Origin of the sequence: Streptomyces sp. NPDC049687 (assembly GCF_044465285.1) — a bacterium.
Taxonomy (GTDB): domain Bacteria; phylum Actinomycetota; class Actinomycetes; order Streptomycetales; family Streptomycetaceae; genus Streptomyces.
Window position 1 is genome coordinate 517,717 of the sequence record NZ_JBITLN010000005.1, and the last position, 19,081, is coordinate 536,797.

Annotated in this window: 18 protein-coding genes and 1 pseudogene; 5 read left to right on the forward strand and 14 right to left on the reverse strand. The window is 71.1% G+C overall.

Annotation, left to right across the window (positions count from 1 at the left end; all coding sequences use genetic code 11):
• Positions 1-117: 117 nt before the first annotated feature.
• Entirely contained in the window at positions 118-2,031 is a 1,914-nt protein-coding gene (locus ACIBVL_RS19455; protein ID WP_399098405.1) for an AMP-dependent synthetase/ligase, read from the reverse strand.
• 279 nt (positions 2,032-2,310) lie between these two features.
• Positions 2,311-3,645 carry an acetyl-CoA C-acetyltransferase gene (locus tag ACIBVL_RS19460; protein ID WP_399098406.1) on the reverse strand — a complete coding sequence of 445 codons (1,335 nt, stop codon included), beginning with the start codon at positions 3,643-3,645 and terminating at the stop codon, positions 2,311-2,313.
• Between the two features lie 102 nt (positions 3,646-3,747).
• Between ACIBVL_RS19460 and ACIBVL_RS19465 the strand changes: the two genes are divergently transcribed.
• Both ACIBVL_RS19465 and ACIBVL_RS19470 read left to right on the forward strand, forming a co-directional pair.
• Entirely contained in the window at positions 3,748-5,055 is a 1,308-nt protein-coding gene (locus ACIBVL_RS19465; protein WP_399098451.1) for a 3-oxoacyl-ACP reductase, read from the forward strand.
• The gene (locus tag ACIBVL_RS19470) at positions 5,055-5,918 is read left to right on the forward strand and encodes a MaoC/PaaZ C-terminal domain-containing protein (protein WP_399098408.1); all 864 of its coding nucleotides are present in this window, start codon (positions 5,055-5,057) and stop codon (positions 5,916-5,918) included. The genes ACIBVL_RS19465 and ACIBVL_RS19470 overlap by 1 nt, the downstream gene beginning before the upstream one ends.
• A gap of 67 nt (positions 5,919-5,985) precedes the next feature.
• Here the strand turns inward: ACIBVL_RS19470 and ACIBVL_RS19475 are convergent, their stop codons facing one another.
• The 10 genes from ACIBVL_RS19475 to ACIBVL_RS19520 all read right to left on the reverse strand — a co-directional run bounded on the left by ACIBVL_RS19475 (position 5,986) and on the right by ACIBVL_RS19520 (position 14,021).
• The gene (locus ACIBVL_RS19475) at positions 5,986-6,222 is read right to left on the reverse strand and encodes a hypothetical protein (protein WP_399098409.1); all 237 of its coding nucleotides are present in this window, start codon (positions 6,220-6,222) and stop codon (positions 5,986-5,988) included.
• Between the two features lie 70 nt (positions 6,223-6,292).
• Positions 6,293-6,937: a TetR/AcrR family transcriptional regulator gene (locus ACIBVL_RS19480; RefSeq protein ID WP_399098410.1), complete on the reverse strand. Its 645-nt coding sequence runs from the start codon at positions 6,935-6,937 to the stop codon at positions 6,293-6,295.
• 38 nt (positions 6,938-6,975) lie between these two features.
• Positions 6,976-7,272, reverse strand: coding sequence for a DUF4229 domain-containing protein (locus ACIBVL_RS19485; RefSeq protein ID WP_399098411.1), 297 nt, complete (start codon positions 7,270-7,272; stop codon positions 6,976-6,978).
• Positions 7,273-7,366: 94 nt separating this feature from the next.
• Complete coding sequence (locus ACIBVL_RS19490; protein WP_399098413.1) at positions 7,367-7,891, reverse strand: GNAT family N-acetyltransferase; 525 nt, start codon at positions 7,889-7,891, stop codon at positions 7,367-7,369.
• A 16-nt stretch (positions 7,892-7,907) separates the two neighbouring features.
• Complete coding sequence (locus ACIBVL_RS19495) at positions 7,908-8,561, reverse strand: UdgX family uracil-DNA binding protein (RefSeq protein ID WP_399098414.1); 654 nt, start codon at positions 8,559-8,561, stop codon at positions 7,908-7,910.
• A gap of 34 nt (positions 8,562-8,595) precedes the next feature.
• Positions 8,596-9,759, reverse strand: a complete 1,164-nt coding sequence (gene mqnE / locus ACIBVL_RS19500; RefSeq protein ID WP_399098415.1) for an aminofutalosine synthase MqnE — start codon at positions 9,757-9,759, stop codon at positions 8,596-8,598.
• A 178-nt stretch (positions 9,760-9,937) separates the two neighbouring features.
• Positions 9,938-10,393 carry an Lrp/AsnC family transcriptional regulator gene (locus ACIBVL_RS19505; RefSeq protein WP_399098416.1) on the reverse strand — a complete coding sequence of 152 codons (456 nt, stop codon included), beginning with the start codon at positions 10,391-10,393 and terminating at the stop codon, positions 9,938-9,940.
• A gap of 68 nt (positions 10,394-10,461) precedes the next feature.
• Complete coding sequence (locus ACIBVL_RS19510; protein ID WP_399098452.1) at positions 10,462-11,118, reverse strand: UbiX family flavin prenyltransferase; 657 nt, start codon at positions 11,116-11,118, stop codon at positions 10,462-10,464.
• A 552-nt stretch (positions 11,119-11,670) separates the two neighbouring features.
• Positions 11,671-12,573 (reverse strand): menaquinone biosynthesis prenyltransferase MqnP, encoded by a 903-nt coding sequence (mqnP, locus tag ACIBVL_RS19515; RefSeq protein ID WP_399098417.1) that lies wholly within the window; start codon positions 12,571-12,573, stop codon positions 11,671-11,673.
• Positions 12,570-14,021 carry a menaquinone biosynthesis decarboxylase gene (locus tag ACIBVL_RS19520; RefSeq protein WP_399098419.1) on the reverse strand — a complete coding sequence of 484 codons (1,452 nt, stop codon included), beginning with the start codon at positions 14,019-14,021 and terminating at the stop codon, positions 12,570-12,572. The genes mqnP and ACIBVL_RS19520 overlap by 4 nt, the downstream gene beginning before the upstream one ends.
• Before the next feature lie 88 nt (positions 14,022-14,109).
• Here ACIBVL_RS19520 and ACIBVL_RS19525 point away from each other — a divergent pair, with 88 nt between their 5' ends.
• Together ACIBVL_RS19525 and ACIBVL_RS19530 are read left to right on the forward strand one after the other, a co-directional pair.
• Positions 14,110-14,487 carry a PLD nuclease N-terminal domain-containing protein gene (locus tag ACIBVL_RS19525; RefSeq protein ID WP_399098421.1) on the forward strand — a complete coding sequence of 126 codons (378 nt, stop codon included), beginning with the start codon at positions 14,110-14,112 and terminating at the stop codon, positions 14,485-14,487.
• 97 nt (positions 14,488-14,584) lie between these two features.
• Positions 14,585-16,000 carry a purine-cytosine permease family protein gene (locus tag ACIBVL_RS19530; RefSeq protein WP_399098422.1) on the forward strand — a complete coding sequence of 472 codons (1,416 nt, stop codon included), beginning with the start codon at positions 14,585-14,587 and terminating at the stop codon, positions 15,998-16,000.
• Between the two features lie 32 nt (positions 16,001-16,032).
• Here ACIBVL_RS19530 and ACIBVL_RS19535 read toward each other — a convergent pair.
• Both ACIBVL_RS19535 and rox read right to left on the reverse strand, forming a co-directional pair.
• Positions 16,033-16,150: pseudogene (locus ACIBVL_RS19535) on the reverse strand (transcriptional regulator); the annotation flags it as partial.
• 63 nt (positions 16,151-16,213) lie between these two features.
• A complete protein-coding gene (rox, locus tag ACIBVL_RS19540; RefSeq protein WP_399098423.1) occupies positions 16,214-17,644 on the reverse strand; it encodes a rifampin monooxygenase in 1,431 nt (476 codons plus the stop codon).
• A 491-nt stretch (positions 17,645-18,135) separates the two neighbouring features.
• Here rox and ACIBVL_RS19545 point away from each other — a divergent pair, with 491 nt between their 5' ends.
• Positions 18,136-18,951 carry a hypothetical protein gene (locus ACIBVL_RS19545; RefSeq protein WP_399098425.1) on the forward strand — a complete coding sequence of 272 codons (816 nt, stop codon included), beginning with the start codon at positions 18,136-18,138 and terminating at the stop codon, positions 18,949-18,951.
• Positions 18,952-19,081 lie beyond the last annotated feature (130 nt).

Genomic DNA, 19,081 nt, shown 5'->3' on the forward strand with positions numbered 1-19,081 from the left:
AGGCGGTCCGGCAGCCCGGCGACACCCGGCGTGGCTCACCGCGCGAATCCCGGCCCGCCGGATGCGCGGCGCGTCAGCCGCCGAGGTCGGGTGCTTCTCCCCCGCCCCGCGCCCCCGTCACTGCGCGTACAGCCCCTCCACCTGGTCCGCGAAGTCGCGCAGGATGCGTTCGCGGCGGAGCTTCATGGACGGGGTCAGGTGGCCCGCGGTTTCCGTGAAGTCGGCGGGGAGGATGGCGAAACGGCGGATGGACTCCGGTCGGGACACCAGTTTGTTGGCCTCGTCGATCGCGCGTTGGAGGACGGCGTTCAGTTCCTCGTCGCCGATCAGCAGCTCGGGCGGGACGGGGTGTTTGCCGTTCATGTTGCGCCAGTGGGTGAGGCCGTCGGGGTCGAGGGTGAGGAGGGCGCAGACGTAGGGGCGGCCGTCGCCGAGGACCATCGCCTGGGAGATCAGGGGGTGGGAGCGGAGCCAGTTCTCCAAGGGGGCGGGGGCGACGCTCTTGCCGCCCGCCGTGATGATCATTTCCTTCTTGCGGCCGGTGATCGTGAGGTAGCCCTCGTCGTCGAGCTCGCCTATGTCGCCGGTCGGCAGCCAGCCGTCGGGGGCGGCCGGGACGACCCCGCCCGCCGCCGGGTCCCAGTAGCCGCGCAGGACGTGGCCGCCGGCGATCAGGATCTCGCCGTCGGCGGCTATGCGGATCTTCGTGCCGGGGAGCGGCCAGCCCACCGTGCCCAGCCGGGGCTTGAGCGGGGGTGTCACCGTGGACGCGCCCGTCGTCTCCGTCAGTCCGTAGCCCTCGTAGATCTCGATGCCCGCGCCGAGGTAGAAGGAGGACAGACGGCGGCCCAGTGGGGAGCCGCCGCAGATGGCGTGGCGGACGCGGCCGCCCATGGCGTTGCGGATACGGCGGTAGACGAGCGGGTCGTAGAAGGTGCGGGCGGCGCGGAGGGTGGCGCCGGGACCGGAGCCGGAGCCGGTCTTCTGCGCCTCGACCGCCTCGCCGTAGCGGCGGGCCACGGAGACGGCCCGGTCGAAGGTGGAGAGGCGGCCGCCTTCCTCCGCCTTCGCGCGGGCCGTGTTGAAGACCTTCTCCAGCATGTAGGGGATGGCCAGGAGGCAGGTGGGTCTGAAGGCGGCCAGGTCCGGGAGGAGTTCGTCCGCCTTCAGGCTGGGGGCGTGACCGAGGCGGACCCGGGCGCGGACGCAGGCGATGGCCACCATCCGGCCGAACACGTGGGACATGGGGAGGAAGAGGAGGACGGAGAGCTCGTCGTCCTTCGACTTGAAGATGGGGTAGAGGAGTTCGATCGCGTTGTCGACCTCGGCGAAGAAGTTGCCGTGGGTGAGCGCGCAGCCCTTGGGGCGGCCGGTGGTGCCGGAGGTGTAGATCAGGGTGGCGAGGGTGTCCGGGCCCAACACGCCCCGCCGGACTGCCACTTCGCCGTCGGGGACGTGTTCGCCCGCCTCCGCCAGCCGCTCCACGTGCCCCTTCTCCATCACCCACATGTGCTGGAGGTCGGGCAGCCGGTCGCGTTCCGGGCCGAGGGTGGCGGCCTGGGAGAGCGTCTCGGTGACCAGGGCGACCGCTCCGGAGTCCTGGAGGATCCAGCGGGTCTGGAAGACGGAGGAGGTGGGGTAGACGGGGACCGTGACCAGGCCCGCCGCCCAGGCCGCGAAGTCCAGGAGCGTCCACTCGTACGTCGTGCGGGCCATGATGGCGATCCGGTCGCCCGGCATCAGCCCCTCCGCGATCAGTCCCTTGGCCACGGCGTGCACCTGGGCGGCGAAGCGTTCCGCCGTGATGTCCGTCCAGGTGCCGTCCCGCTCCTTGCGGCTGAGGACCACCGCCTGGGGCGCCGCGGAGGCGTTGTCGTAGGGCAGGTCGGCGAGCGAGCCGTGGGTGACCGGATACGCGAAGGCCGGTACGGACGCCTCCCGTACGGCACCGTCCAGCCGCCGCGTCTCGGGTTCCACGAGGGTCGGGGGAGCGTCGGCGAAGTCGGTGGAGGTGGCGTAGGGCGTGGACACGGGCGGCTCCCTGGGCGTGCAGCGTGAAGAACTGCTTGCTGCATGACGTACGTGCCTCGGGTATGGAGGCGTTCAACCGGGATGGCCCCGAAGAAAGGGGTTACCGCCGGTTAGGTAGGGGATCGTACGGCGTTGGCGTGGGGGGCTTGTGCGTGTTCGGGGATGATCCGGGGTCGGGGCTGTGCAACCTCGGAGGTTAGGTGAGGGCCGTTCAGTTTCCATGTCGGGTACCGCGATCAGCCCCGTCCCCCGGTGGCGGCGGGGCGCCACCGGATGGTGTCAGGGACGTTCCAGCACCGCCGTCACCCCCTGACCGCCCGCCGCGCAGATCGAGATCAACCCCCGCCCCGGTACGCCCCGTTCGGCCAGCAGCTTCGCCAGGGTCGCGACGATCCGCGCGCCGGTCGCCGCGAACGGATGGCCGGTGGCCAGGGACGAGCCGGTCACGTTGAGCCGGTCCCGGTCCACGGGTGCCAGGCCCTGCTTCTCCCAGGCCGCCAGCGTGGCCAGCACCTGGGACGCGAACGCCTCGTGGACCTCCACCAGGTCGAAGTCCTCGATGCCGAAGCCGGTCCGCTCCAGCATGCGCGGGACGGCGTACGCGGGCGCCATCAGCAGCCCGTCCTCGCCACCGGCGGCATCGCCGTGGACGAAGTCGACGGCCGCCGTCTCGTACGCGGTCAGGTACGCCAGCGGTTCCAGGCCCCGGGTTTCGGCCCACTCCTCGGAGGCGAGCAGGACGACCGCCGCGCCGTCGGTGAGCGGGGTCGAATTGCCCGCCGTCATCGTCGGATCGGGTCCGTCGGTGCCGAACACCGGCTTCAGCGCGGCCAGTTTCTCCGCCGTCGAGTCCGGGCGCAGGTTCTGGTCGCGGGCCAGGTCGCGGAAGGGGACGACCAGGTCCGTGAAGAAGCCCCGCTCGTAGGCGGCCGCCAGCCGCTGGTGGCTGGTCGCCGCCAGTTCGTCCTGGGCCTCGCGCCCGATGCCCCAGGCACGGGCGGTGACCGCCGCGTGCTCGCCCATGGACAGGCCGGTGCGCGGTTCGGCGTTGCGCGGGATGTCGGGGACCAGGTGGGCGGGGCGGATCTGGGCGAGGGCCTTGAGGCGGTCGCCCGTCGACTTGGCGCGGCGGACCTGGAGGAGGATGCGGCGGAGACGGTCGTTGACGCCGAGCGGGGCGTCGCTCGCGGTGTCGGCGCCGCCGGCGATCGCGGACTCGCTCTGGCCCAGGGCGATCTTGTTGGCGGCGGCGATGACGGCCTGCAGACCGGTTCCACAGGCCTGCTGGATGTCGTACGCCGGCGTCCGCGCGTCCAGCTTCGAGCCGAGGACCGTCTCACGGGCGAGGTTGAAGTCGCGGCTGTGCTTGAGGACGGCGCCGGCGACCAGTTCGCCCACGACTCCGGGCACGTCGAGCCCGTACCGCGCGGCCAGTCCGTTCACCGCCGCCGTCAGCATCTCCTGGTTGGAGGCGGTGGCGTAGGGGCCGTCGGAGCGGGCGAAGGGGATGCGAGTGCCGCCGACGATCGCCACACGGCGGGCGCGCGGGGGCTCCAGGGCGCTCTTTCGCGCCCCTCTCAGGTACGTCACCTTCGACGGCTCCGAGGTACTCATCTCGACCCGCTCCTCACCCTTGACCTAGACTTACCACCGGTAACCTTACTCCGGAGTAAGCAACTTTTCCTGTGCCGCGCGCCCGTGGGAGACGAGACGAACATGGCCGACCGCTATCTGAGCTTCACCGCCACCGCACCCGGCCGCTTCCTCACCCGACGGCTCGGCCTTCCGCAGCCGGCGGCGCTCAGGCGTTGGTCACCCGAACGGCCCACGCTCCCGGGGAACTTGCTTCACCTTACGGCCGGCACGTCCACCGTTCCCGGCCTCACGGCGGTCCTCTCCCGTACGGGACTCCCCCTGGGCACCTCCGACCCCGCCGCCGTCGTCCTCGACGCCACCGGTGTCCGTGACGTCGACACGCTCGCCGAGGTGCACGCGGCCCTGCACCCGGTCGTGCGGTCGGTCGCCGCGAGCGGCCGGATCCTGGTGCTCGGTTCGCCCCTCGACGCCGACGACGACCACCACCGGGCGGCCGTCCAGCAGGCCCTGGAAGGGTTCACGCGCTCGCTCGGCAAGGAGATCGGACGCGGGCGGACCGTGAACCTCCTGCGGCTCACCGACGCGACCGCCGCCGAGTCGACCCTGCGCTTCCTCCTCTCCCCCAAGTCGGCCTACGTCAGCGGCCAGGTGATCGGCGTGGGCGCCGAGGACTCCGGCGCACCCGGCGACTGGGACCGCCCCCTCGCGGGCCGCACCGCCCTCGTCACCGGCGCCGCGCGCGGCATCGGCGAGGCGGTCGCCGAGACCCTGGCCAGGGACGGCGCCCGGGTCGTCGTACTCGACGTACCGCAGGTGGAGACGGACGCCCGCCGGGTCGCCGAACGGCTGGGCGGGCGGGCCCTGGCGCTCGACATCACGGCCGCCGACGCGGGCGAGCGGATCGCCGCCGAACTCCCCGACGGACTGGACGTGTTGATCCACAACGCGGGCATCACCCGGGACCGGCGGCTGGTCAACATGCCCGCCGACCGCTGGAGCCCGGTGCTCGACGTGAACCTCGCGAGCGTGCTGCGCACCACCGACGCCCTGCTCGCCAAGGGCACCCTGCGGCCGGGCGGACGGATCGTGGCGACCGCCTCCATCGCCGGGCTCGCCGGCAACGCGGGACAGACCAACTACGGCGCGAGCAAGGCCGGCGTGGCCGGGCTGGTCCGCGCCCTGGCGCCGCGCGCACTCGCCGGCCACGGGGTCACGGTGAACGCGGTGGCGCCCGGCTTCATCGAGACGAGGATGACGGCCGCCGTACCGCTGTTCATCCGTGAGGCGGGCCGCCGGATGAACTCCCTCGCGCAGGGCGGCCTGCCCGTCGACGTGGCGGAGACCACCGCCTGGCTCGCGCATCCGGCGTCAGGGGCGGTCAACGGGCAGGTCGTGCGGGTGTGCGGCCAGAGCCTGCTGGGGGCGTGATGGCGGCGGCCTCCTTGGGGTTCCTGCTCGCCCGCGGGGCACTGCGCTCGCCCTTCAAACGGCCGCACACGGCAGTGGCCTTCACCGGCGACCCGATCGTGCTGCCCGCTGTCCGCGTCGACCTGGAGCGGCTGGCCGCCTACGAGCGGGTGTGCGGCTTCCCGACGGGCGACGACGCCCTGCCCCTGACCTACCCGCACGTGCTGGGCTTCCCCCCGGCCATGAGGATCATGAGCGGCCGTGACTTCCCGCTGCCGCTGCTGGGGCTCGTCCACACGTCGATCGAGATCACCCGCCACCGGGCGCTGGCGGCCTCCGGGACGTACGAACTCGCCGTGCGCGTCGACCACCTGGCCCCGCACCGGCGAGGGACGGAGGCGTTCGTGGTCACGGAACTGAGGGAGTCCGACACCGTCGTATGGGAGTCGACGAGCACCTATCTGGCCCGGCACCGTACGCAGTCCTCCCCGCCCGCACACCGGGAACCCGGACCGGAACCGGCCCCTCTCCCCCTCCTCGACGAGTGGCGGCTCGCGGCCGACGTCGGCCGGCGCTACGGGGCCGCCTCCGGCGACCGCAACCCCATCCACCTCCACCCGCTCACCGCCCGCCTGTTCGGCTTCCCCCGGGCCATCGCCCACGGCATGTGGACCGTCGCCCGCTGCCTGGCCGCCCACGGCACCCCGACGGCCGTCCGGGCGCGGGCGGAGTTCCGGGCGCCGGTGCTGCTGCCGGGGGCGGTGGCGTTCGCGTCGGACGGGCTACGGTTCGAGCTGCGGGGAGCCGGGGAGGAGTCGTCGCGGGTCCATGTGAGCGGGACGGTGGACCGCCTCGGCCCCTGCGAACCGGCTCGCTCCGGATGAACCTCCGGCGAACCGTCGACGGCCGTGGAGCCCTCGCCGCCGGCCACCCACCAGCGACGGACGCGGATCAGCCTCGGCGGACCGTGACCCCGCCCAGCAGGCCCCAGGCGTCGATGCGGACGGTCGGGCCGCCCGGCTCGGTCGGTCCCGTGTCCTGGACGCCGCCCAGCCGCAGGCCACGGACGTCCACCCGGACGTCTGGCCGGACCCTGAGGCCGACGCCGCCGATGAGGCTCAGCTTGGTGATCCGCAGCTCCGCGCCGTCCGGAGTCTTCCGGGGCTGGTCCTTGCCGGGCTTCGTCATGGGAAGAACGGTAGGAGGGACGGGCCGGGACGGCGCAGTGTCCCGCGTCCTCCCTTGGACATGACAACTGTCATGCTTCGGGCGGGGTCCAGTTGTGCCCCTCCATCAGGTTCCCCAGCCCCGCCCAGGCGAAGTTCATCAGGGTCGCCGCGGCCTGGCGGGCCGTGACGCCGTCGGTGGCGTTGGCCCAGACGGCGAGGGACTCGGCGGCGCCGACGAGGGCCTCGGCGAGGCCGGCCACCTCCCGTTCGGGGAGGTTGGGGTCCTGATGGGCCTCCCGGGCCGCGACGAGGATCAGGTGGGTGACGAAGGCCACGATGTCCTCGCGCATCGCGGCGGCCTCGGCGGCGAAGGTCTCGCCGTGGGTGCGGGCCTGGAGGTGCACGACGGACCAGGCGTTCGGGTGGGCCGCGGTGTGCGCGAAGAACGCCAGCAGCCCGTCCCACAGCTGACGGTCGGCGGGCAGGTCGGTACGGACCCCGGAACGCACCGCGTCCACCAGCGCCGCGGCCTCGCGCCGGATGCACGCGGTGAAGAGGTCTTCCTTGGAGTTCAGATAGAGGTACACCAACGGCTTGGACACGCCCGCCAGTTCGGCTATCTCGTCCATGGACGCGGCCATGTACCCCCGCTGCCCGAAGATCTCCACGGCGGCGTCCAGCATCTGCTGCTCACGGACCGCACGCGGCATCCGCTTGGTCTTCACGGCACCCATGGGGCAAGCCTAGTTGGACCGGGCGGAAGTGAACTCCCTCAGGCCTGGCCCTGCGTGTGCGCGGAGTCGACGGCCTCGTCCTCCTGGGAGCGGTTGGCCTCGAGGTTGGCCTTCATCCGGTCCACCCGCTGCACGACGCTCACCGAGGCCCGGTCGCGCTCCTTGCGCAGGACGACGAAGCTGATCGGCGCGGAGATCACCAGCGAGAGCAGGATGATCCACATGCCGTTGGAGTCGCCGAGGCCGCGCGGCAGCACGCCCGAGTAGACCAGGCCCCAGACGACCACGAGGCAGCCGGCGAGGACGCCGAGGCGCATCAGTGTGTAGCGGAGCATGTCAATCCACTCTTCCGTTTCCCAAAGGGGCCGTCGTCCAGTGAAGCACGCCGGAAAGCGGATCACTCACCCACCCCCGCGGCGGTCACGGGCTTCAGATCAGCTGCAGCAGCATGGTGATGTCGTCGCGGTCGTCCCCCGGGGCGACCCGGATGGCGCCGGGCACCCGGCCGACCTCCTTGTAGCCGCAGGAGCCGTAGAAGTGCTCCAGGCCGAGTCCGCCCCGGCAGCCGAGGCGTATCGCGTCGATGCCGTCGAATCCCCGGGCCGCGTCGGCGGCCGCCGCCAGCAGGTCGCGGCCGTACCCCTTGCCCTGGTGCCGCGGGTGCACCATCACCGTGTAGAGCCACACCCAGTGCGTCTGCAGCCGGTGCGTGTTGAAGGAGAAGAAGGCGGTCGCGGCGACCTCCCCCGCCCCGTCGTGTCCGACGAGCAGGCGGTGGCGGCCCTCGGCCATCGCCGTGAGGTGCCTGACCAGCTCCGGCCGCACCTCCTCCCGTGTCACGGGCGCCACGAAGCCGACGGCTCCGCCCGCGTTGGAGACGTCCGTCCACAGGTCGAGGACACCGTCACGGAGGGCGGGGGTGACGGCGGGGTCGAGCGTGAAAGTAAGGGCCACCCATGCATCGTAGCCATTACCCCAGAGCGCGCGCCGCCACTTTCAGATCCGCGACCAGCCCCTTGTAGGCGGCCTCGCGGTCGTCGGCGCGCAGGACCGAGGAGGGGTGGACCGTCGGCACGAGCCGCTCCCGGCGGCCGTGGATCTCCTCCTCCAGCACCGTCCCGCGCACCTCGGTCACCCGGAACGAGGAGCCCAGCAGCGCCTTCCCGGCCGTGGCCCCCAGCACCACGATCAGCTCCGGCTCCACGACCGCCAGCTCGGCGGCGAGCCACGGCCCGCACGCCGTCATCTCCCGCAGCGTGGGCGCCTTGTGGATACGGCGCTTACGGGGCTCGGCCTGCGTGAACTTGAAGTGCTTGACCGCGTTGGTCACATAGGCCGCGCCGGGATCGATGCCCGCCTCCGCGAGCGCCCGGTCGAGCAGTTTCCCGGCGGGGCCCACGAAGGGCCTGCCCTGCCGGTCCTCCTGATCACCGGGCTGCTCACCGACGAGCATGACCCTGGCGTGTGCGGCGCCCGTCCCGAACACCGTCTGGGTGGCCTCCCGGTGCAGCGGGCAGCCACGGCAGTCGGCGGCTGCCCGGCGCAGGGCGGTGAGGCTCCGGACCCCTTCCGGGACGAACGGTTCTGCGGTGTAGGCGTCCTCAGGCGCGCGGGTGGTCACCATGGGGTCCGAGTACCCGCTCGTGGGGGCTGAAAAGTCACACCCGCATGGGCTGCGGCGACTCCCTGCGCGCCGCGTCCGGGCCGTCGTACTCGCGGATGATCTCGTACCGCGTGTTGCGTTCCACCGGGCGGAAGCCGGCGTCGCGGATGAGGTCCAGCAGGTCCTCGCGGGTCAGCTTGTTCGGGGTGCCGTAGTTGTCGGCGTCATGGGTGATCTTGTACTCGACGACCGAGCCGTCCATGTCGTCGGCGCCGTGCTGGAGCGCGAGCTGGGCGGTCTGGACGCCGTGCATGACCCAGAAGACCTTGACGTGCGGGACGTTGTCGAACAGCAGCCTCGACACCGCGAAGGTCTTCAGGGCCTCGGCGCCGGTGGCCATCTGGGTACGGGCCTGGAGGCGGTTGCGGATCTTCCCGTCCTTCATGTCCACGAAGTCGTGCTGGTAGCGGAGCGGGATGAAGACCTGGAAGCCGTTCGTCTCGTCCTGGAGTTCGCGGAGGCGGAGGACGTGGTCGACGCGGTGCCGGGGTTCCTCGATGTGGCCGTAGAGCATCGTGCTCGGGGTCTTCAGACCCTTCTCGTGCGCGAGGCGGTGGATGCGGGACCAGTCCTCCCAGTGGGTGCGGTGGTCCACGATGTGCTGCCGCACCTCCCAGTCGAAGATCTCGGCACCGCCGCCGGTGAGGGACTCGAGCCCCGCGTCGATCAGCTCGTCCAGGATCTCGGACGCGCTCAGCCCGGAGATGGTCTCGAAGTGGTGGATCTCGGTGGCCGTGAAGGCCTTGAGCGAGACGTTCGGCAGGGCGGCCTTCAGCTCCCGCAGGGAACGCGGGTAGTACCGCCACGGCAGGTTCGGGTGCAGCCCGTTGACGATGTGCAGCTCGGTGAGGTTCTCGCTTTCCATCGCCTTGGCGAGCTTCACGGCCTCCTCGATGCGCATCGTGTACGCGTCCTTCTCTCCCGGCTTGCGCTGGAAGGAGCAGTACGCGCAGGACGCCGTGCACACGTTGGTCATGTTGAGATGGCGGTTGACGTTGAAGTGGACGACGTCACCGTTCTTCCGCGTCCGCACCTCGTGCGCGAGCCCGCCCAGCCAGGCCAGGTCGTCCGACTCGTACAGCGCGATGCCGTCCTCACGGGTCAGCCGCTCACCGGCCCTGACCTTCTGCTCCAGCTCGCGCTTGATGCCGACGTCCATGCCCACACCTTTCCTCGACGAGTTCCCCACCGTACGACTTGTGCCGCGGCAGGCAACGTTCGCCCCGTCGCGACGCCCCTTGACGGGCAAACGTTGCCTGCCGCGGCACAAGGGCGTGTTTCGAAAGTCCCGTCTGGCCCCGCCCTCCGGGCGGACGACGCTACTTTCGAAACACGCTTTAGACCTCTTCGGGCAGTTCCCCGACCCGGTTCTCCCACTTGGTGGAGAGCACGATGGTGGTACGGGTGCGCGAGACGCCCTTCGTCCCCGACAGCCGCCGGATCATCTTCTCCAGCCCGTCCACGTCGTTCGCCCGCACCTTGAGCATGAACGAGTCGTCGCCGGCGATGAACCAGCAGTCCTCGATCTCGCCGAACTCCTTGAGCCGGGTCGCCACGTCCTCGTGGTCGGCGGCGTCGGAGAGGGAGATGCCGATGAGGGCGGTGACACCGAGGCCGAGCGAGGCCGCGTTCACCGTGGCACGGTAGCCGGTGATGACACCGGCCGCCTCCAGCCGGTTGATGCGGTCGGTGACGCTGGGTCCCGACAGGCCGACGAGGCGTCCCAGTTCCGCGTAGGAGGCCCGGCCGTTCTCCCTCAGGGCCTGGATGAGCTGCCTGTCCACCGCGTCCATGCGAATCGAAGCCTTCCGGTCAAAGTTCCTGAAGAGATGAGAGGTACTGCGACTTGCTCAGATGACGCTCACGGGGCCGTGGTTCCGGTCGCGCCGCCCAGTTCGCCCTCCCACCGGCGGTAGAGCCCGTGCGCGACCCCCGCCGCGTCGAGCACCCGCCCGGCGACGAAGTCGACCAGGTCCTGGATGTGGGTGGCGCCCGCGTAGAAGGCGGGCGAGGCGGGCACGACGCTCGCGCCGGCGTCGTCGAGGGCGACGAGATGCCGGAGCGTCTGCCCGTTCAACGGCGTCTCCCGCACCGCGACCACCAGCCTCCGCCGCTCCTTGAGCGTCACACCGGCGGCCCGCTGCAGCAGGTCCTTCGACAGTCCGAGGGCGACACCGGCGACACAGGCGGTGGAGGCCGGGACGATGAGCATCCCCTTCGAGGGATACGACCCCGAGGACGGCCCGGCGGCAAGATCCCCGGCGCCCCAGTACCGGACCGCGTCGAGGTCCACGTCAAAGGTCCCGGGCTTCCCGTCGGCCCCCCGGGCGAGCCATTCCCGCAGGTCGTCCCGCCAGTGCGCGTCCCGGAAGGAGATCCCGGTCTCGTCGAGCAGCGTGAGCCGCGAGGCCCGGCTGACCACCAGGTCGACGCTCTCGCCCCCGGCGAGCAGCGCGCGCAGCACAGCCGCGGCATACGGCGTACCGGACGCCCCGGACACCCCCACGATCCAAGGCACGCGCTGCGTTTCTCCTGCGTTCACACCTTGAGCGTACCGGTGCGCGGAGAGGTCTTCAGGCCGGGTAGGGCGCACGGATCCGCCCGGCGGGAAGTCGGCAGCGCCCCTGCACGCCCCCTCCACGCGACATCGCGCTCCGGGAAGAAGCGATTACGGAATGCGGCGACCGGTCAGGACCCGGGGCGCGAAGGTGCCCACGGGGACCGTGCGGGGGCGCCTACGGCCCCGGCCGGAAAAATCTTGCGCCGCCGCTGTCCGGATCTTGCTCGCCGGCGCGACCTCCAAGTGACAGGGGCTCGGGAGGACGGGCGCCCAGGACACCGCCGGTGGGCGGGGGAAGCGAGCGGCAAAGGCGTTGAACGATGCCGAACGCGTGGTCGTCGGGCGATTCCTGCTCTCGCCTTCGCCGGCGGCGCCTCGGCCGCGAACGCGGTCCTCACGGGAGTGGTGAGCGCCGCGGGCAGTGTGCCCGTGCTGCGCACGCTGATCGGCTGACGCGGCCGCGCGTCCCGGAACCTCGTGTCGGGCTCGTCGGACGGCGAGCCCGACGCCTCACACCGTCAGCCCGCGCACCAGCAGATCGAGCAGCGCACATCCGAACAGGGCGATCCCGATGAAGCCGTTGACTGAGAAGAACGCCCTGTTCAAGCGGGACAGGTCATGAGGGCGCACGATCGAGTGCTCGTAGACGAACGCGCCCGCGACGATCAGCAGGCCCAGCCAGAAGAAGGTGCCCGCGCCGGTGGCGAGGGCGTACCAGACGAGCAGGGCCGTCGTCGCCGCGTGGCAGGCGCGGGCCGACCGGATCGCGGCCGGGATGCCGAAGCGGGCGGGGACCGACATGACGCCGGTCTCGCGGTCGGTCTCGACGTCCTGGCAGGCGTAGATCAGGTCGAAGCCACCGATCCAGATGCCGACGGCGAGGCCGAGGACGACCGCGTCCCAGGACCACTCGCCGGTGATCGCCAGCCAGCCGCCGACCGGGCCCATCGCCTGGGCCAGGCCCAGGATGGCCTGGGGGAAGTTCGTGAACCGTTTGCCGTAGGGGTAGACGACCATCGGGATGACCGCGACGGGGGCCAGGGCGAGGCACAGGGGGTTCAGCATCGCCGCGGAGCCCAGGAAGACCGCCACCGCGATCAGGGCGCCCGTCCAGGCGTGCTTCACCGACATCGCGCCCGTCACCAGCTCGCGCTGCGCCGTGCGCGGGTTCCTCGCGTCGATCTCGCGGTCGATGATCCGGTTCACCGCCATGGCGAAGGTCCGCAGGCCGACCATGCAGACGGTGACCAGCAACAGCCTGCCCCAGTGGATGTTCTTGTCCAGCTGGAACATCGCGGTCAGCGCGGCGATGTAGGCGAAGGGCAGGGCGAAGACCGAGTGTTCGATCATCACCAGACGGAGGAAGGCCTTGGTGCGTCCCGGCTGCGGGAGCGCTGCGGAAGCGGAGGTCACAGCCCGTACTCCTTCCAGCGGCGGTCGACCTTCGCCGCCGTCTGCGGGTCGGACAGCACCATGTCCGGCCAGCCGCCGTCGCGCGTGTAGCCCTCCTCGGGCCACTTCCTCGTCGCGTCGATGCCCGCCTTGCCGCCCCAGAACTGCTGGTAGGAGGCGTGGTCGAGGTGGTCGACCGGGCCCTCCACGACGGTGAGGTCGCGGGCGTAGTCCGTGTTGCCGAGCGCCCGCCAGGCGACTTCGTGCAGGTCGTGGACGTCGCAGTCGGAGTCGACGATCACGATCAGCTTCGTCAGGGACATCATGTGGGCGCCCCAGATCGCGTGCATGACCTTCTGGGCGTGCTTGGGGTACTTCTTGTCGATCGAGACGATCGCGCAGTTGTGGAAACCGCCGGCCTCGGGCAGGTGGTAGTCCACGATGTCCGGGACGATGATCTTCAGGAGGGGAAGGAAGAAACGCTCCGTCGCCCTGCCCAGCGGGCCGTCCTCCGTCGGCGGCCGGCCGACGACGATCGACTGGAGCAGCGGCCGCTTGCGCATCGTCACGCAGTCGATCGTCAGGGCCGGGAAGGGCTCCTGCGGGGTGTAGAAGCCGGTGTGGTCGCCGAAGGGGCCCTCGGGCAGCATCTCACCCGGCTCCAGCCAGCCCTCCAGGACGACCTCCGCCTGCGCCGGCACCTGCAACGGCACCGTCTTGCAGTCGACCATCTCGATCCGCCTGCCCGCGAGGAACCCGGCGAAGAGGTACTCGTCGATGTCACCGGGGAGGGGGGCGGTGGAGGCGTACGTCACGGCCGGGGGGCAGCCGAAGGCGATCGCCACCGGCAGGCGCTCGCCTCTGCGCGCCGCCACCTGGTAGTGGTTGCGGCTGTCCTTGTGGATCTGCCAGTGCATGCCGATCGTGCGCTTGTCGTGGCGCTGGAGGCGGTAGAGGCCGAGGTTGCGGATCCCGGACTCGGGGTCCTTGGTGTGGGTGAGCCCCAGGTTGAAGAAGGAGCCGCCGTCCTGCGGCCAGGTGAAGAGCGCGGGCAGCTTCTCCAGGTCCACCTCGTCGCCGTGCAGGACGACTTCCTGTACAGGGGCCTCTTTCACCTTCTTCGGCGGGACGTGCGTCATCGCGCCGAGCTTCCCGAACGCCTCGCGCACCCCCACGAACCCGTGCGGCAGTTCGGGCCGCAGCAGTCCGCCGATCTTCTCGCCGATCTCGCCGTACGACGTGAGCCCGAGCGCCTTCAGCATCCGCCGGTCGGTGCCGAACACGTTCATCGCGAGGGGCATGCTCGACCCCTTCACGTTCTCGAAGAGCAGCGCGGGACCGCCGGACTTCTGGACCCGGTCGACGATCTCCCCGACCTCCAGATACGGATCGACCTCGGCCTTGACGCGCTTGAGGTCGCCTTCGCGTTCCAGTGCCCTGAGCAGGGAACGAAGATCGTCGTAAGCCATGTGTCCCAGTATCGGCCACCGGCTACCCTGACCCCGTCACCGGGGCGGTCCCACGTCCCGCCGCCGTCCTCTGGGAGATCCCACCACCATGCTCAGGTATCTGCCGTTCCTGCTGGTCCTGGCGCTGTGGATCTATGCGTTCATCGACTGTCTGAACACCCCCGAGGAGGAGGTGCGGGGGCTGCCGAAGCTGGCGTGGGTGTTCGTCATCCTGCTGTTCGGCGAGGTGCTGATCGGGCCGGTGGCCTGGCTGGTGGCCGGCCGGCCCCGGCGCGCCCGGGCGGCAGGCGGCCCGGCCCCGGCCCGGTGGGTCGCGCCCGACGACAACCCCGAGTTCCTCAAGTCCCTGAAGGACGACGGGGCGAAGACCGACGAGCAGCTCCTGAAGGACTGGGAGGCCGACCTGCGCCGCCGCGAGGAGGAGCTCAAGCGCCGCGAGACGGGCGAGGACCCCAAGGACGGCTGACGTCGGCGGGGGCGTGCAGGTTGTACGCCGTCAAGGCTCCCGAAGCGGACAATGCGCCCCTGGGCCGGGCCCCTCCCGGGCCGGACACTTACCACGCATGACGACTGCACCCGCCGACTCTGCCGGCACCCTCACCCCCGAGTACGGCGACAAGGTCATCGCCGTCGAGACGGCGGGCTCGGAGCCCATCCCCGAGGCCGAACGGCACGGCTCCCCGCTTCAGTTGCTGTGGACCTGGGCCTCCCCGAACATCGAGTTCGCGACCGTCTTCATCGGCGTCATCTCGGTCCTCTTCTTCGGGCTGAGCTTCTGGGAGGCGACCGCGGCCATCGTCCTCGGCACCGCCGTCGGCGCGATCACCCAGGGCGTGCTGTCCCTGGACGGCCCGCGCTTCGGCGTCCCCCAGATGGTGATCGGCCGGTTCTCCTTCGGCTACTTCGGCAACATCCTGCCCTCCGCGGCCAACGGTCTGATCGCCGGCGTGGGCTGGTTCGCGGTGAACAGCGTGAGCGCGGCCTTCGCCCTGAACACACTCACGGGCCTGCGCCCGCTGCCGTCCCTGCTCCTCGTCGTGGTCGCCGAGATCGTGATCGGTTTCATCGGCCACAATTTCGTCCACACCTTCGAGAAGTACGCCTTCCCGGCCCTCGCGGTGATCTTCCTGCTGGCGGGCGTGTGGACCTTCAAGGACGCCGACCTCGGCGGGGGCGGCACCGGCGGCGGCATCGGCGGCTTCCTGCTCGCGTTCAGCGCGGCCTGGGGTTACGCGGCCGGCTGGAACCCGTACGCCACGGACTACTCCCGCTACCTGCCGCGCACCGCGAACAGGTTCAGGACCGTCCTCTACCCTGCCGTCGGCCTGTTCGTGTCCGTCGCTCCGGTGGCGGTCATCGGCGCGGCCTCGGCGACCATCGTGGCCCCGAAGGACGCCACCCCGACGGCGGCCTTCACCGGCCACCTCCCCGGCTGGCTGGGCGACTTGGTGCTCCTCGCCATCATCCTCGGCGCCATCTCGGCGAACGCCCTCAACATCTACTCCGGCGCGATCTCCATCGCCTCCTTCGGCCTGAAGCTCCCCACCTGGATGAGCCGCAGCGCGCTGGTCGTGGTGTCGGGGGTCGCCGGTACGGCGGCGGCGTGGGCGTCGCTGTCGGACGCGGGGTCGGCCTACGAGGCGTTCCTGTTGATCATCGCGTACTGGGTGGCGCCGTGGCTCGGGGTCGTACTGGTGGAGCGGTGGCTGCAGTCCCGTACGGCCACGGACGAGGAGCTGTCGGCCCGCCTGGGGGACCGGACCTTCACCAACTGGCCCGGTGTCGCCGCCCTGTTGATCGGCGTGGCGGTGTCCGTCCCGCTCTTCTCCAACCAGGAGGACTACGTCGGGTACGTCCCGGAGCACTGGCCGTCGTTCGGCGACATCACACCGCTGGTGGGCTTCCTGGTGAGTGCCGGGCTGTACGCGGCGCTGAAGGCTCGCGCGGGTACGCGGGCGAAGCTCACGCCGGTCTCCTGACCCGTGCGGCGGTGAGGGCCTTCGACCCGCGGTCAGTCGCCGAGCACCAGCTCCGGCAGCCCCGGGAAGCGGGCGTCGGCCTCCTCCCGTCGCAGCCGGCCGACCCGTCGGGGGCCCCTCGTCCCGCTGCTTCACCGCCCGCGCCGGGCGGTGAAAACCAGGGTGTCGGCCGGCGCCTTCTCCCTCCCGAAACGGGAAGTCGGCGCTGAAGATCTACACCTGCAGCTGTTCACCGAACCACCGGGACAGCCTGCCGCGCAGTTCCTGCTGGTCCTCACCGACCCACGCGACATGACCGTCCGGCCGCAGCAGCACCGCGGGCACGTCCAGGTCCTCGCCGACGTCGACGACGTGGTCGACCCGGTCCGCCCAGCCGTCCACCGAGAGCTTGCCGGTCCGGTCGAGCAGCAGCCCGCGGCCGTAGTGCATCAGCTCGTAGAGGCGCCCCCGCTCGAGCCGCACGTCCCGCAGACGCCTGCCGAGCAGTTCATGGCCCTCGCCGAAGTCGTAACGGACGTCGACCGCGGTGATCATCCCGGTCACGTACCGGTTCACCTCCTCGAAGTCCATCAGCTTCGAGAACAGCTCCCGCAGCGCGGTCGGCCCCGGACCGGTCCCCAGCAGCGTGATCTGCGCGCGGGTGCCGTCCAGCACACGGGCACCCACCGGGTGCCGTTCGGCGTGGTAGCTGTCCAGCAGCCCCTCCGGCGCCCAGCCGTTGACCGCCGCGGCCAGCTTCCAGCCCAGGTTGAACGCGTCCTGCACGCCCAGGTTGAGCCCCTGCCCGCCGGTCGGCGGGTGGATGTGCGCCGCGTCGCCGGCCAGCAGCACCCGCCCGACCCGGTAGCGCTCGGCCTGCCGGGTGGCGTCGCCGAACCGCGACAGCCAGCGCGGCGAGTGCGCGCCGAAGTCGGTGCCCGCGACGGCCCGCAGCTGCCGCTTGAACTCCTCCAGGGTCGTCGGCGTCGTACGGTCCTCCGCCACCCCCTCGGCGGGCACGACGAGGCGGTACACCCCGTCCTCGAGCGGGATGGCGCCGAACCGCAGCTGGGTCGTGCGCACTTCTTCCACCACGGCGGCGACCGTCGCCGCATCCTCGGTCACCTCCACCTCACCCAGCAGTGTCTCGACCGTCGCGGGCTCACCGGGGAAACCGACGCCGAGCAGCTTGCGCACCGCGCTGCGGGCCCCGTCGCACCCCACGAGGTAGCGCGAGCGCAACCGCGCGCCGTCCGCCAGCTCGACGGTCACCCCGTCCTCGTCCTGGCTCAGCCCGACCAGTTCGTGGCCTCGCCGGAGTTCGGTACCGAGTTCCAGGGCACGCTCGTTCAGCAGCCGCTCGGTCACCGGCTGCGGGGTGGCGAGGCCGTACGGGTGCGCCGTGTCCAGCCGGTCGGGCCACGGCTTGGCGATCCCGCCGAAGAGACCCCCGGCCTGGAACTTCTCGCTGACCGCGAGGAACCGGTCCAGCAGGCCGCGCTGGTCCATCACCTCCACGCTGCGCGCGTGCAGACCCTGCCCACGGGACTGCCGGGTCGGTTCGGTCAGCTTCTCCAGCACGACGGTGCGCACCCCGGCCAGCCGCAGCTCGCATGCGAGCATCAGCCCGGTCGGTCCGCCACCCGCGACGATGACGTCGATCATCACAGCACTCTTTCCGCAGAATCCGGCATCGGCCGGTGATTCTGCGGCACCACCGGGGCCTTGCCGCAAGGCCCCCCGTGCGCTATACGTTGAGAGTGGCAAGGAGTCGGTGACGCTCCTTGCCTTCGTTGTTTTCGCCTTCGTTCTTGTTGCCTTCGTGGTCTTGCCTTCGTTGATTCCCCACGAGGAGCGTTCCCCCACGAGGAGCTTTCCCCCGCGACGAACGCCGCCCAGGCGCTGCGCCCGAGGGAGGAGGGTGGGGCCGTCGGGGTCTTGCCGCCGCTCCGGTCGGGCGTTGTCCAAGCGGCGCGCCGGAGACAACTGGCGCGTAATACAACGCCGTTGATGTGTCCGCGTTCTGTCACGGCAGCGTCGTGGATCAAGGACTTGGCTGGTGATCGGGTTCTGAGCTGAGGCATGGTTGACCCACAGCGGCTCACAGGTCGCCGACTGCCTCCCTCGCCTCACTCTCCCGAAAGGGCCTTTTCGTCATGGCTTCTCCGCGCTTCCGTTCCGTCCTGATCGCCGCCGCCGCCGTCACGGGCACGCTGCTGATGACGGCCTGCCAGAGCGACGACGTCGCCCAGGGCAACGTCGCGGACGTCGCGGCGACGGCCAACGTCGCCGCCGCGAACAAGGGCGGGGTGAGCGGCACGTTCTCGAACGGCACGGTCGACTACCTGGCACCGGGCAAGTACACGGTCACCACTGGCGGCAAGACGCAGGCGTTCTGGCTGGCGGAGGACACGAAGATCTGGGGATCCGGCGGGGTCTGCGGCGACGCCGACGGCCAGGCCGTCGAAGAGTGCACCGCGGCGGAGCTGGAGAAGGCCGCGAAGAGCGGTCCGGTGCCGGCGGACGTGGTGATGAAGAACGGCATAGCCGTGACCGTCACCGAACGCCACCCCGCCTCCTCCGGCACGGGCGGCTCCTCCACCGGCGGCTCCTCCTCGGGCTCCTCCTCCACCGGCGGCTCCTCCTCCGGTTCCTCCTCCACCGGCGGCTCGTCGTCCTCGTCCTCGGGCGGTTCGTCCAGCGGTGTGAGCGGGACCTGGCTGGGCGCGGTGTCGTACCTGGCTCCGGGCAAGTACCTGGTGTCGGACGGGAGGAACAACCCTGAGCAGCAGTTCTGGCTGGCGGAGGACACCGAGATCCTGGGTGCGGGCGGGATGTGCGGCGACGCCGACGGCCAGAGCGCCACGACGTGCACGGAGGCGGAACTGGAGGCGGCCGCGAAGGCGGGCAAACTGACCGCCGAGGTCACCCTCAAGGACGGCATCGCCACCCGCATCGCCGAGGACCACTAGGGCGTGTTTCGAAAGTCCCGTCTGGCCCGCGGCGTCTGGCACGGCGCCTCGCCGCGTTGTCGGGATCGCCCGCGTACGCCCGGTACGCGGACGACCCTCCGCCTTGCGATGCACCGCACCAGACGCCGCG

What these genes read in the sequence shown, in the direction of transcription:
- ACIBVL_RS19475 (WP_399098409.1), bottom strand. Translation starts at nt 6,222, where the DNA reads ATGACGAAGCCCGGCAAGGACCAGCCCCGGAAGACTCCGGACGGCGCG.
- mqnE (WP_399098415.1), bottom strand. Translation starts at nt 9,759, where the DNA reads ATGGACGTCGGCATCAAGCGCGAGCTGGAGCAGAAGGTCAGGGCCGGT.
- ACIBVL_RS19505 (WP_399098416.1), bottom strand. Translation starts at nt 10,393, where the DNA reads ATGGACGCGGTGGACAGGCAGCTCATCCAGGCCCTGAGGGAGAACGGC.
- ACIBVL_RS19470 (WP_399098408.1), top strand. Translation starts at nt 5,055, where the DNA reads ATGGCGGCGGCCTCCTTGGGGTTCCTGCTCGCCCGCGGGGCACTGCGC.
- ACIBVL_RS19525 (WP_399098421.1), top strand. Translation starts at nt 14,110, where the DNA reads ATGCTCAGGTATCTGCCGTTCCTGCTGGTCCTGGCGCTGTGGATCTAT.
- ACIBVL_RS19545 (WP_399098425.1), top strand. Translation starts at nt 18,136, where the DNA reads ATGGCTTCTCCGCGCTTCCGTTCCGTCCTGATCGCCGCCGCCGCCGTC.
- ACIBVL_RS19485 (WP_399098411.1), bottom strand. Translation starts at nt 7,272, where the DNA reads ATGCTCCGCTACACACTGATGCGCCTCGGCGTCCTCGCCGGCTGCCTC.
- rox (WP_399098423.1), bottom strand. Translation starts at nt 17,644, where the DNA reads ATGATCGACGTCATCGTCGCGGGTGGCGGACCGACCGGGCTGATGCTC.
- ACIBVL_RS19520 (WP_399098419.1), bottom strand. Translation starts at nt 14,021, where the DNA reads ATGGCTTACGACGATCTTCGTTCCCTGCTCAGGGCACTGGAACGCGAA.
- ACIBVL_RS19460 (WP_399098406.1), bottom strand. Translation starts at nt 3,645, where the DNA reads ATGAGTACCTCGGAGCCGTCGAAGGTGACGTACCTGAGAGGGGCGCGA.
- ACIBVL_RS19465 (WP_399098451.1), top strand. Translation starts at nt 3,748, where the DNA reads ATGGCCGACCGCTATCTGAGCTTCACCGCCACCGCACCCGGCCGCTTC.
- ACIBVL_RS19530 (WP_399098422.1), top strand. Translation starts at nt 14,585, where the DNA reads ATGACGACTGCACCCGCCGACTCTGCCGGCACCCTCACCCCCGAGTAC.
- ACIBVL_RS19495 (WP_399098414.1), bottom strand. Translation starts at nt 8,561, where the DNA reads ATGGTGACCACCCGCGCGCCTGAGGACGCCTACACCGCAGAACCGTTC.
- ACIBVL_RS19480 (WP_399098410.1), bottom strand. Translation starts at nt 6,937, where the DNA reads ATGGGTGCCGTGAAGACCAAGCGGATGCCGCGTGCGGTCCGTGAGCAG.